This window comes from Streptomyces sp. RKAG290 (assembly GCF_023701695.1).
GTDB lineage: Bacteria > Actinomycetota > Actinomycetes > Streptomycetales > Streptomycetaceae > Streptomyces.
In genome coordinates, this window is sequence record NZ_JAJOZC010000001.1 from 5,817,924 (window position 1) to 5,830,148 (window position 12,225).

The 12,225-nt window shown below is 70.4% G+C and carries 9 protein-coding genes and 2 pseudogenes; all 11 read left to right on the forward strand.

The window, feature by feature from the left end; genetic code table 11:
• Positions 1–2 precede the first annotated feature (2 nt).
• Positions 3–914, forward strand: a complete 912-nt coding sequence (locus tag LNW71_RS25640) for a hypothetical protein (protein ID WP_250970382.1) — start codon at positions 3–5, stop codon at positions 912–914.
• Positions 915–1,068: 154 nt separating this feature from the next.
• Positions 1,069–3,269: pseudogene (gene uvrC, locus LNW71_RS25645) on the forward strand (excinuclease ABC subunit UvrC).
• Positions 3,266–4,228 (forward strand): RNase adapter RapZ, encoded by a 963-nt coding sequence (gene rapZ / locus LNW71_RS25650; RefSeq protein ID WP_250970383.1) that lies wholly within the window; start codon positions 3,266–3,268, stop codon positions 4,226–4,228. The pseudogene uvrC and the gene rapZ overlap by 4 nt, the downstream one beginning before the upstream one ends.
• Entirely contained in the window at positions 4,225–5,259 is a 1,035-nt protein-coding gene (yvcK, locus tag LNW71_RS25655) for a uridine diphosphate-N-acetylglucosamine-binding protein YvcK (protein WP_250970384.1), read from the forward strand. The genes rapZ and yvcK overlap by 4 nt, the downstream gene beginning before the upstream one ends.
• A pseudogene (gene whiA, locus LNW71_RS25660) lies at positions 5,250–6,238 on the forward strand (DNA-binding protein WhiA). Before yvcK ends, whiA begins: the two are co-directional and overlap by 10 nt.
• Before the next feature lie 259 nt (positions 6,239–6,497).
• Positions 6,498–7,505 carry a type I glyceraldehyde-3-phosphate dehydrogenase gene (gap, locus tag LNW71_RS25665; protein ID WP_250970385.1) on the forward strand — a complete coding sequence of 336 codons (1,008 nt, stop codon included), beginning with the start codon at positions 6,498–6,500 and terminating at the stop codon, positions 7,503–7,505.
• Positions 7,506–7,614: 109 nt separating this feature from the next.
• A complete protein-coding gene (gene pgk, locus LNW71_RS25670; protein ID WP_250970386.1) occupies positions 7,615–8,826 on the forward strand; it encodes a phosphoglycerate kinase in 1,212 nt (403 codons plus the stop codon).
• 6 nt (positions 8,827–8,832) lie between these two features.
• Positions 8,833–9,621, forward strand: coding sequence for a triose-phosphate isomerase (gene tpiA, locus LNW71_RS25675; RefSeq protein ID WP_250970387.1), 789 nt, complete (start codon positions 8,833–8,835; stop codon positions 9,619–9,621).
• 113 nt (positions 9,622–9,734) lie between these two features.
• Positions 9,735–9,971 carry a preprotein translocase subunit SecG gene (gene secG / locus LNW71_RS25680; RefSeq protein WP_072483071.1) on the forward strand — a complete coding sequence of 79 codons (237 nt, stop codon included), beginning with the start codon at positions 9,735–9,737 and terminating at the stop codon, positions 9,969–9,971.
• 108 nt (positions 9,972–10,079) lie between these two features.
• Positions 10,080–10,415, forward strand: a complete 336-nt coding sequence (locus LNW71_RS25685) for an RNA polymerase-binding protein RbpA (RefSeq protein WP_308294517.1) — start codon at positions 10,080–10,082, stop codon at positions 10,413–10,415.
• Positions 10,416–10,568: 153 nt separating this feature from the next.
• Positions 10,569–12,221 carry a glucose-6-phosphate isomerase gene (pgi, locus tag LNW71_RS25690; RefSeq protein WP_250972145.1) on the forward strand — a complete coding sequence of 551 codons (1,653 nt, stop codon included), beginning with the start codon at positions 10,569–10,571 and terminating at the stop codon, positions 12,219–12,221.
• The last annotated feature ends 4 nt before the right edge of the window (positions 12,222–12,225 follow it).

Below are 12,225 nucleotides of genomic sequence, written 5' to 3' on the forward strand. Positions count from 1 at the left end.
GCATGACCCCCACCAGTTCCCCGGACCGCCCCGCCGAGACCGAAGCCGCGCACGCCCGCACCGCCCGTTCCGCCGCCGCGGCCCTCGCGGCGGCCGGCGTGCTGGCCGGCGCAGCCCTGCTCACCGTCGCCCCGCAAGCGGCCGCCGCCACCGGACCGTCGGCCACTCCGGCAGCCCTGGCAGCGGCCCATGAGGTGGCCACCGACGCGGCGACCCTGGACACGCTGTCCCGCTTCTTCGCCCGGGAGGGTGCCGTCGCCAGGTCGGCGGCCGCCCCACGGATCCAGGGCGCGGCCGTGCCGGTACGCACCCTGTCCGCGGACTTCGTCGCGGGCGAACCGGGAGCGTCCGTGGCCTCGCTGGACTACCTCGCCAGCACCGCGGTCTCCTCGGACGGCCAGAAGGCATCCCTGTGGATACTCCCCGAGCCGGGGCAGGACGGGCGGTGGCAGGTGGTGAACATCGCCACCGGGGACGACGAGACCCGGTACGCGGCCGCAGGCGCGCGGAAGCTGCCCGGCGGCACCGTCTTCCGCGAGCCGCAGATCGACGCCTGGTACGTGACCAAGGGCGGCCGGGTGCTCCCGCTGGACCGGGACGCGGCGGGCGCGGTCGGCGCGGACGGCACCACGCTGAGCGCCTACCGCACCCGGGTGCGCGCCGCCTACGCGGACAAACTCCCCGGCTCCGCCTACGCCCGCTCCGGCCGGGCCGGCGGCTACGGGCCCTCCGGCGGGGCGGCGGCCGCGGAACGCCCCGGGCCTGCCGGGGGACGGTCCGGGCCGGCCATCGCGGCGGACGCCACCGCGGACACGGCCCTCACCGCGACCTCCGGCGCCGCGGCCGCGGGCGCACTGGCCGTACTCGCGCTCTGCGGCGCCACGGCCCTGCGCAACCGGCGCCGGACCCGCTGACCGCCCCGCAGCAGCGCGGGCGCGGCCGATCGTGAGAGCCCGCCGCGCCCGATGACCCCGTGCTCCGGGACCCGCACCCCCAATGCGTGTCCCGGAGCACGGCGGCGGCCAGGAGCACGCCGCGCTGTCACTGCCCGCAAGTAGGGTGGGAGGCATGGCAGACCCCTCCAGCTACCGCCCCAAGCCGGGACAGATCCCCGACTCCCCGGGGGTCTACAGATTCCGCGACGAACACCGCCGGGTGATCTACGTCGGCAAGGCGAAGAACCTGCGCCAGCGCCTGGCCAACTACTTCCAGGACCTGGCCGGCCTTCATCCGCGCACGCGCACGATGGTGACCACCGCCGCGTCCGTGGAGTGGACGGTCGTCTCCACGGAGGTCGAGGCGCTCCAGCTCGAGTACTCCTGGATCAAGGAGTACGACCCCCGGTTCAACGTCAAGTACCGCGACGACAAGAGCTATCCGTACCTCGCGGTGACGCTCAACGAGGAGTTCCCGCGCGTCCAGGTGATGCGCGGCGCCAAGAAGAAGGGCGTGCGCTACTTCGGTCCGTACGGGCACGCCTGGGCGATCCGCGAGACGGTCGACCTGATGCTCCGGGTCTTCCCCGTCCGTACGTGCTCCGCCGGTGTCTTCAAGAACGCCGTCAGGACCGGGCGCCCCTGCCTCCTGGGCTACATCGGCAAGTGCTCGGCCCCCTGCGTGGGCCGGGTCACACCGGAAGAGCATCGCGAACTGGCCGACGACTTCTGCGACTTCATGGCCGGCCGCACCGGCACGTACATCCGCCGCCTGGAGAAGGACATGATGGCGGCGGCCGAGGAGATGGAGTACGAACGGGCGGGCCGGCTCCGCGACGACGCCGAGGCCCTCAGGCGCGCCATGGAGAAGAGCGCCGTCGTGCTCGCCGACGCCACCGACGCCGACCTCATCGCGGTCGCCGAGGACGAGCTGGAGGCCGCGCTGCAGATCTTCCACGTCCGCGGCGGCCGGGTGCGCGGCCAGCGCGGCTGGGTCACCGACAAGGTGGAGAACGTCGACACCTCCGGCCTGGTCGAGCACGCGCTCCAGCAGCTGTACGGCGAGGAGACCGGCGAGGCCGTGCCCAAGGAGGTCCTGGTCCCGGCCCTCCCCGAGGACCCCGACGCGGTCTCCGAGTGGCTGGCCGCCCGCCGTGGCTCCCAGGTCAGCCTGCGCATCCCGCAGCGCGGTGACAAGAAGGACCTGATGGTCACGGTCCAGCGCAACGCCCAGCAGGCGCTGGGGCTGCACAAGACCAAGCGCGCCTCCGACCTGACCACCCGCTCCCGGGCCCTGGAGGAGATCGCCGAGGCGCTCGGCCTCGACACCGCTCCGCTGCGCATCGAGTGCTTCGACATCTCCCACCTCCAGGGCGACGACGTGGTGGCGTCGATGGTGGTCTTCGAGGACGGGCTGGCCCGTAAGGGGGAGTACCGCCGCTTCCAGATCAAGAGCTTCGAGGGCCAGGACGACGTCCGCTCGATGCACGAGGTGATCGGCCGGCGCTTCCGGCGCTACCTCCAGGAGAAGGAGCGGACGGGGGAGTGGGAGGAGACCCCCGCCCCACCGGCCCGATCCCCGGGAGCCCGGAAGCCGCGTCCGAGGCCGAAGCCACGTCCGTGACCGAAGCGACGTCCGGGACCGAGGCCGTCTCCGTGACGGAAACCGTCTCCGTGACCGAGGCCGCGTCGGCAGCCGAAGCCGGCTCCGTGGCCGAAGCCGTCTCCGCAACGGGAGCCGTCTCCGTGACGGAGACCGGCCCCGGGGCCCTCGTGGATGCCGGGGCTGAACCCCGCGAGGACGACGGCCGCCCCAAGCGGTTCGCCTACCCGCCGCAGCTCCTCGTGGTCGACGGCGGACAGCCCCAGGTCGCCGCGGCCAAGCGGGCACTGGACGAACTGGGCATCGACGACATCGCCGTCTGCGGGCTCGCCAAGCGTCTCGAAGAGGTCTGGCTGCCCGACGACGACGACCCGGTGGTGCTGCCCCGCTCCAGCGAGGGCCTCTACCTCCTGCAGCGCATCCGTGACGAGGCGCACCGTTTCGCCATCACCTACCAGCGCGCCAAACGGGCCAAGCGCATCCGCTCCAGCCCCCTGGATGCCGTGGCCGGCCTCGGCGAGACCCGGAAGCAGGCCCTGATCAAGCATTTCGGCTCCGTGAAGAAGCTGCGGCAGGCGACAATCGACCAGATCTGCGAGGTTCCGGGGATAGGCCGAAGGACGGCGGAATCAGTGGCCGTCGCCCTCGCCTCGACCGCCCCGGCCACGCCCGCCGTGAACACGGCCACAGGAGAGATCATTGAAGAGGACGACGGGGGCAGTACGACATGACTGAGCGCGAAGACGAACACGGGCACGACGGCACGGACCGAGCAGACGGAGCAGGACAAGTGAGTACGGGCACCCCGATCGAGACGGGCGACAGCGCGGCCATCCCGGAGCTGGTGATCATCTCCGGCATGTCGGGCGCCGGGCGCAGCACCGCGGCCAAGTGTCTGGAGGACCTCGGCTGGTTCGTCGTCGACAACCTGCCCCCCGCGCTGATCCCCACCATGGTGGAGCTCGGCGCGAGGTCGCAGGGGAACGTGGCCCGGATCGCCGTCGTCGTCGACGTGCGCGGCCGCCGGTTCTTCGACAACCTGCGGGAGTCCCTCGCGGACCTGGAGGCCAAGGGGGTCACCCGGCGGATCGTCTTCCTGGAGTCCTCGGACGACGCACTGGTCCGCCGCTTCGAGTCGGTCCGGCGCCCGCACCCCCTCCAGGGCGACGGCCGCATCGTCGACGGCATCGCCGCCGAGCGCGATCTGCTGCGCGAGCTGCGCGGCGACGCCGACCTGGTGATCGACACCTCCAGCCTCAACGTGCACGAGCTGCGCGCCAAGATGGACGCCCAGTTCGCGGGGGACGAGGAGCCGGAGCTCCGCGCCACGGTGATGTCCTTCGGCTTCAAGTACGGGCTGCCGGTCGACGCGGACCTGGTGGTGGACTGCCGGTTCCTGCCCAACCCGCACTGGGTCCCCGAGCTGCGCCCCTTCACCGGGCTCAACGAGGAGGTCTCCGCGTACGTCTTCGACCAGCCGGGGGCCAAGGAGTTCCTCAACCAGTACACGGAGCTGCTCCAGCTCATCGCCGCGGGATACCGCCGCGAGGGCAAGCGCTACGTGACCATCGCCGTCGGCTGCACGGGCGGCAAGCACCGCTCCGTCGCCATGTCGGAGAAGCTGGCGGCCCGGCTCGCCACCGAGGGGATCGAGACCGTGCTCGTGCATCGGGACATGGGGCGCGAGTGACCAGTCGCAACCTGCGTCTGCGCCGGCTGAGCAGGGCCACCTCCGCGCTGTCCGGCCGCAAGCGCGGCGCCCAGCCCAAGGTCGTCGCGCTCGGCGGCGGCAGGGGCCTGTCCGCCTCGCTGACCGCCCTGCGCCGGATCACCGGGGACCTGACCGCCGTGGTCACCGTCGCCGACGACGGCGGCTCCAGCGGCCGGCTCCGCGAGGAGCTGGGCGTGCTGCCCCCCGGCGATCTGCGCAAGGCGCTGGCCGCCCTGTGCGGGGACGACGACTGGGGCCAGACCTGGGCGCAGGTCATCCAGCACCGCTTCCAGTCCAAGGGCGATCTGCACGAGCACGCCGTCGGCAATCTGCTGATCGTCGCCCTGTGGGAGCAGCTCGGCGACCACGTCCTGGCCCTGGACCTGGTCGGCAAGCTCCTCGGGGCGCACGGCCGGGTGCTGCCGATGTCCGCCGTGCCGCTGGAGCTCCAGGCGCTCGTACGGGGGCACGACCCCGAGCGCCCGGACGACGTGGACACGGTGCGTGGCCAGGCCACCGTGGCCCTCACCCCGGGTGAGGTCCAGTCCGTGCACGTCGTCCCGCGCGACCCGCCGGCCGTCCCGGAAGCGGTCGCCGCGGTCCTGGACGCGGACTGGGTGGTGCTCGGTCCCGGGTCCTGGTTCTCCTCCGTCATTCCGCACCTGCTCGTGCCCGATCTGCTGGACGCACTGATCGAAACGAAGGCCCGGAAGGTCCTCTCGCTGAACCTCGCGCCGCAACCCGGTGAAACAGATGGCTTCTCTCCGCAGCGTCATTTGGAGGTTTTGGGACGACACGCCCCTAAACTCGCCCTGGACGTGGTGCTGGCCGACGAGGCTGCCGTGCCCGACCGCGAGTCCCTCGCCGATGCCGCAAAACGGCTCGGTGCCGCGGTCGAGCTGGCGCCGGTGGCCTCACCCGACGGCGTTCCGATTCATGATCCGGAGCTGTTGGCCGCCGCGTACGACCGTATTTTTCGGATGCATGGAAGGATCGGCCCATGGCGATGACGCCAGCGGTGAAGGACGAAATCTCTCGGCTTCCCGTAACCCGGACCTGCTGCAGGAAGGCAGAAGTCTCGGCGATTCTTCGGTTCGCGGGTGGGCTGCACCTGGTGAGCGGCCGGATTGTGATCGAGGCGGAGCTGGACACCGCGATGGCGGCGCGCCGGCTGAAGCGGGACATTCTCGAAATCTTCGGGCACAGCTCGGAGCTGATCGTGATGGCACCCGGCGGGCTGCGGCGCGGCTCCCGCTACGTCGTACGGGTGGTGGCGGGCGGCGACCAGCTGGCGCGCCAGACAGGCCTGGTGGACGGCCGCGGCCGTCCCATCCGCGGACTCCCCCGCAGGTGGTCTCGGGGGCCACCTGCGACGCCGAGGCGGCCTGGCGAGGCGCCTTCCTGGCCCACGGCTCGCTCACCGAGCCGGGGCGCTCCTCCTCGCTGGAGGTGACCTGCCCGGGCCCGGAGGCCGCGCTCGCGCTGGTCGGCGCCGCCCGCAGGCTCTCCATCGCGGCGAAGGCCCGCGAGGTGCGCGGCGTGGACCGGGTCGTCGTCCGGGACGGGGACGCCATCGGCGCCCTGCTCACCCGGCTCGGCGCCCATGAGTCGGTGCTGGCCTGGGAGGAGCGGCGGATGCGGCGCGAGGTCCGCGCCACCGCCAACCGGCTCGCCAACTTCGACGACGCGAACCTGCGCCGTTCGGCCAGGGCCGCGGTGGCCGCAGGCGCCCGTGTGGGGCGCGCGCTGGAGATCCTGGGCGAGGAGGTGCCCGAGCACCTCGCGGCGGCCGGACGGCTGCGCATGGAGCACAAGCAGGCCTCCCTGGAGGAGCTGGGTGCCCTCGCCGACCCGCCGCTGACCAAGGACGCGGTCGCGGGCCGTATCCGCCGGCTGCTGGCGATGGCCGACAAGCGGGCCCAGGACCTCGGTATCCCGAGCACGGAATCCACCCTCAGCGAAGAGCTGGCCGACGGCCTGGTCGGCTGATCCGCACCCCCCGTCGGCGGGCCGGTACGGGAACGCGCCGCGTTCCCGCGGGCGTTGACCCTGCGTAATCGTCGCAGCGGGCGGGGGAGGACAACCGGAGGCCCGGACTCCTACTGGGGAGTACGGGTCTCCGCCGTTCTTCCGGCCCCGCTCGATGTCACTCCGGCGGCTTCGGAGAGGTAGGGTCGTAGGCGGTCGGGGACATCCCATACAACTCGCCGGCGTCGAAAACCGGCGTACCTAACGAGGAGATCGGTTCGTGACGATCCGCGTAGGCATCAACGGCTTTGGCCGCATCGGTCGTAATTACTTCCGCGCGCTGCTGGAGCAGGGTGCGGACATCGAGATCGTGGCTGTCAACGACCTGGGTGACACTGCGACCACGGCTCACCTGCTGAAGTACGACACCATTCTGGGTCGTCTCAAGGCCGAGGTCAGCCACACCGCCGACAGCATCACCGTCGACGGTCACACCATCAAGGTGCTCTCCGAGCGCAACCCGGCGGACATCCCGTGGGGCGAGCTGGGCGTCGATATCGTCATCGAGTCGACCGGCATCTTCACCAAGAAGGCCGACGCCGCCAAGCACATCGCCGGCGGCGCCAAGAAGGTCCTCATCTCGGCTCCGGCCAAGGACGAGGACATCACCATCGTGATGGGCGTCAACGAGGAGAAGTACGACGCGGCCAACCACCACGTCATCTCCAACGCCTCCTGCACCACCAACTGTGTGGCGCCGATGGCCAAGGTTCTCGACGAGAACTTCGGCATCGTCAAGGGCCTCATGACGACGGTCCACGCGTACACGAACGACCAGCGCATCCTGGACTTCCCGCACTCCGACCTGCGTCGCGCCCGCGCCGCCGCGGAGAACATCATCCCGACCACGACGGGTGCCGCCAAGGCCACCGCCCTGGTCCTGCCGCAGCTCAAGGGCAAGCTCGACGGCATCGCGATGCGCGTCCCGGTCCCGACCGGTTCGGTCACCGACCTGGTCATCACGCTGGAGCGCGAGGTCACCCGCGACGAGGTCAACGCCGCCTTCCAGAAGGCTGCCGCGGAGGGCCCCCTCAAGGGCCGCCTCGTCTACACCGAGGACCCGATCGTGTCCTCGGACATCGTCTCGGACCCGGCGTCCTGCACCTTCGACTCGCTGCTCACCATGGCAGAGGGCAACCAGGTCAAGGTCATCGGCTGGTACGACAACGAGTGGGGCTACTCCAACCGCCTCGTCGACCTGACCGAGTTCGTCGGCAGCCAGCTCTGACCTTCGATCCGGCAGGCACCTCGATGTGAGCACGGGGCTCGAACAGCGCAACGCAGCGCCGTTCGAGCCCCGTTGCATGCTCTCTCGTCCTCCCAAGGAGTCCGAACAGATGAAGACGATCGACGAACTTCTCGCCGAAGGGGTCACCGGCAAGCGCGTATTCGTCCGCGCCGACCTCAACGTGCCGCTCAGCGGCACCACCATCACCGACGACGGCCGCATCCGCGCCGTCCAGCCGACCGTGGAGAAGCTGGCCGCGGCCGGTGCCCGGGTCGTCGTCGCCTCGCACCTCGGCCGCCCCAAGGGCGCCCCGGACCCGGCGTTCTCGCTGGCGCCCGCGGCCGCCCGCCTCGGTGAGCTGCTCGGGACCGACGTGGCCTTCGCGACCGACACGGTCGGCGAGTCCGCCCGCGCCACGGTCGCCGCCCTCACCGACGGCAAGGTCGCCGTCATCGAGAACCTCCGCTTCAACGCCGGCGAGACGTCCAAGGACGACGCCGAGCGCGGCGCGTTCGCCGACCAGCTGGCCGAGCTCGCCGACGTGTACGTGGGTGACGGCTTCGGCGCCGTGCACCGCAAGCACGCCTCGGTCTTCGACCTCCCGGCCCGGCTGCCGCACGCGGCGGGCGACCTGATCGCCACCGAGGTCGGCGTCCTGAAGAAGCTGACCGACGACGTGCAGCGCCCGTACGCGGTGGTCCTCGGCGGCGCGAAGGTCTCCGACAAGCTCGGCGTCATCGACCACCTCCTGGAGCGCGCCGACCGCATCCTCATCGGCGGCGGCATGGCGTACACCTTCCTCAAGGCCCAGGGCCACGAGGTCGGCAGCTCGCTGCTGCAGGAGGACCAGATCCCGGTCGTGCTGGAGTACCTCAAGCGCGCCGAGGACAAGGGCGTGGAGTTCGTGCTCCCCGTCGACGTCGTGGTCGCCCCGGCGTTCCCCGACCTCAAGACCAAGGCCCCGGCCGACCCCACTACCGTCGCCGCCGACGCCATGCCGGCCGGCCAGATGGGGCTGGACAACGGTCCGGAGACCAACAAGCTCTACGCATCGAAGCTCGCCGACGCGGCCACCGTCTTCTGGAACGGCCCCATGGGCGTCTTCGAGCACCCTGAATTCGCCGAGGGCACCAGGGCGGTCGCCCAGGCACTCGTCGACTCCTCGGGCTTCAGCGTGGTCGGCGGTGGCGACTCCGCCGCGGCCGTCCGCATCCTGGGCTTCGACGAGAACGCGTTCGGACACATCTCGACCGGTGGCGGCGCCAGCCTCGAATACCTCGAGGGCAAGACGCTTCCCGGCCTCGCCGCACTGGAGGACTGACCTTTCATGACTGCTACCGCCCAAGGCCGGACCCCGCTGATGGCGGGCAACTGGAAGATGAACCTCAACCACCTCGAGGCCATCGCCCACGTCCAGAAGCTCGCCTTCGCCCTGGCCGACAAGGACTACGACGCCGTAGAGGTCGCCGTCCTGCCGCCCTTCACCGACCTGCGCTCCGTACAGACGCTGGTCGACGGCGACAAGCTGAAGATCAAGTACGGCGCCCAGGACATCTCGGCGCACGACTCCGGCGCGTACACCGGTGAGATCTCCGGCTCGATGCTCGCCAAGCTGAAGTGCACCTTCGTCGCCGTCGGCCACAGCGAGCGCCGCCAGTACCACGCCGAGACCGACGAGGTGTGCAACGCCAAGGTGAAGGCCGCGTACAGGCACGGCCTGACCCCGATCCTCTGCGTCGGCGAGGGCCTGGACATCCGCAAGGCCGGTGACCAGGTCTCCTACACGCTCGCCCAGCTCGACGGCGCGCTGAAGGACATCCCGGCCGAGCAGGCCGAGTCCATCGTGATCGCCTACGAGCCGGTCTGGGCCATCGGCACCGGCGAGGTCGCCACCCCCGAGGACGCGCAGGAGGTCTGCGGTGCGATCCGCGGCCGCCTCGCCGAGCTGTACTCCCAGGAGCTGGCCGACGCGGTCCGCATCCAGTACGGCGGTTCGGTGAAGTCCGGCAATGTCGCCGCGATCATGGCGCAGCCCGATGTGGACGGCGCACTGATCGGCGGCGCCGCGCTGGACACCGACGAGTTCGTCAAGATCGTCCGCTTCCGCGACCAGTGAGTATGCGGTAGCGCGGATCCGTCGTACCCTTGCGGGGGCCGGGGAGGGCTCAGCCTCCCGGCCCCCGTTGTTCGCACATGCAGTCCAGGAATTCCGGAAAGTAGGGACCAGCCGTGATTTTGGCGTTCGAGATCGCCCTGATCGTCTTCAGCCTGCTGCTGATGCTGCTGGTGCTGATGCACAAGGGAAAGGGCGGCGGCCTCTCCGACATGTTCGGTGGCGGTATGCAGTCGTCCGTCGGTGGCTCCTCGGTCGCCGAGCGCAACCTCGACCGGATCACCGTCGTGGTCGGTCTGGGCTGGTTCGCATGCATTGTGGTGCTTGGTCTGCTCATCAAGCTGGACAACTGACCCGTCGTACGCGATTCCTGTGAGGGTGTAACTCCAATCACTGGACGCGCGTTGGGCCTTACGTAGACTGGGGCATCTTCGAGCACCATCACGCAGGGAGTTACGACCGTGGCAAGTGGCAACGCGATCCGGGGAAGCCGGGTCGGAGCGGGGCCGATGGGGGAGGCCGAGCGCGGCGAGTCCGCGCCACGCGCCCGCATCTCCTTCTGGTGCTCGAACGGGCACGAGACGCAGCCGAGCTTCGCCCATGACGCGCAGCTACCGGAGACCTGGGACTGCCCGCGCTGTGGTTTCCCGGCCGGCCAGGACCGGGACAGCCCCCCGGCTCCGCCGCGCACCGAGCCGTACAAGACGCACCTCGCGTACGTGCGCGAGCGGCGCAGCGACGCGGACGGTGAGGCCATCCTCGCCGAGGCCCTCGCGAAACTCCGCGGCGAGATCTAACAACTGTTCACCGGCCGGACACCCCAAGGGTGCCCGGCCGGAATGCTTCTGCCGTGCCGCAGCCCGCCGTTGTCCCGTCCGTCGCCCTGATCAATTAAGTTGGAGGGGCAGCGGGGAACTGCGGTTACGAGAAGAAGTGGGCTGATGTCCGGGATGAACGCACAAAGCCGTACCAGGCTCAACCAGACGCCGGAATGGACCGCGCTGGGAAAGCACCGTGAGCAGCTCGGGTCGACCCATCTGCGCCGGCTGTTCGCCGACGATCCGGAGCGCGGCACCGGCTACACCCTGCGGGTCGGCGATCTGTACGTCGACTACTCCAAGCAACTGGTCACCGACGAGACGCTCCGGCTGCTGCGCGAACTCGCCGCGGCCACCGGGGTCGCCGAACTGCGGGACGCGATGTTCCGCGGCGAGAAGATCAACACCACCGAGGACCGCGCCGTCCTGCACACCGCGCTGCGCGCCCCGCGCGACGTCGTGATCGAGGTCAACGGCGAGAACGTCGTGCCCGCCGTGCACGCGGTGCTGGACAAGATGGCGGCCTTCTCCGAGCGCGTCAGGTCGGGTGAGTGGACCGGTCACACCGGCAAGCCGATCAAGAACATCGTCAACATCGGCATCGGCGGCTCCGACCTCGGCCCCGCCATGGCCTACGAGGCGCTGCGCTCCTTCACGGACCGCTCGCTCACCGTCCGCTTCGTCTCGAACGTCGACGGCGCCGACCTGAACGAGGCCGTGCACGGGCTGGACCCGGCCGAGACGCTCTTCGTCATCGCGTCGAAGACCTTCACCACGATCGAGACGATCACCAACGCCACCTCCGCCCGCGACTGGCTGCTCACCGGCCTGAGGGCCGGTCAGGAAGCAGTGGCCAAGCACTTCGTGGCGCTGTCCACGAACGGCGAGAAGGTCGCGGACTTCGGTATCGACACCGCCAACATGTTCGAGTTCTGGGACTGGGTCGGCGGCCGCTACTCGTACGACTCCGCCATCGGCCTCTCGCTGATGATCGCCATCGGTCCGGACCGGTTCCGCGAGATGCTCGACGGCTTCCACCTCGTCGACGAGCACTTCCGCACCGCCCCGGCCGAGGAGAACGTCCCGCTGCTGCTCGGCCTGCTGGGCGTCTGGTACGGCGCGTTCTTCGACGCCCAGTCGCACGCGGTGCTGCCCTACAGCCACTACCTGTCCAAGTTCACCGCGTACCTGCAGCAGCTGGACATGGAGTCCAACGGCAAGTCCGTGGACCGGGACGGCAACCCGGTCGACTGGCAGACCGGCCCGGTCGTCTGGGGCACCCCCGGCACCAACGGCCAGCACGCCTACTACCAGCTGATCCACCAGGGCACGAAGATCATCCCGGCTGACTTCATCGGCTTCGCCGAGCCGGTCGAGGGGCTGCTGCCCGGCCTGGTCGCCCAGCACGACCTGCTGATGGCCAACTTCTTCGCCCAGACCCAGGCGCTGGCCTTCGGCAAGACACCGGACGAGGTGCGTGCCGAGGGCGTCGCCGAGGAGCTGGTGCCGCACAAGACCTTCCGCGGCAACCACCCGACCACGACGATCCTCGCCGACCGGCTGACCCCCTCGGTGCTCGGCCAGCTGATCGCGCTGTACGAGCACAAGGTCTTCGTCCAGGGCGCGGTCTGGAACATCGACTCCTTCGACCAGTGGGGGGTCGAACTCGGCAAGGTCCTCGCCAAGAAGATCGAGCCGGTGCTGACCGAGGGCGAGGGCGCCGAGCAGCTGGACAGCTCGACCGCCGCGCTCGTCGCCGCGTACCGCGAGCGCAGGGGGCGCTGAACCG

What these genes read in the sequence shown, in the direction of transcription:
- LNW71_RS25640 (WP_250970382.1), top strand. Translation starts at nt 3, where the DNA reads ATGACCCCCACCAGTTCCCCGGACCGCCCCGCCGAGACCGAAGCCGCG.
- rapZ (WP_250970383.1), top strand. Translation starts at nt 3,266, where the DNA reads ATGACTGAGCGCGAAGACGAACACGGGCACGACGGCACGGACCGAGCA.
- pgk (WP_250970386.1), top strand. Translation starts at nt 7,615, where the DNA reads ATGAAGACGATCGACGAACTTCTCGCCGAAGGGGTCACCGGCAAGCGC.
- tpiA (WP_250970387.1), top strand. Translation starts at nt 8,833, where the DNA reads ATGACTGCTACCGCCCAAGGCCGGACCCCGCTGATGGCGGGCAACTGG.
- pgi (WP_250972145.1), top strand. Translation starts at nt 10,569, where the DNA reads ATGAACGCACAAAGCCGTACCAGGCTCAACCAGACGCCGGAATGGACC.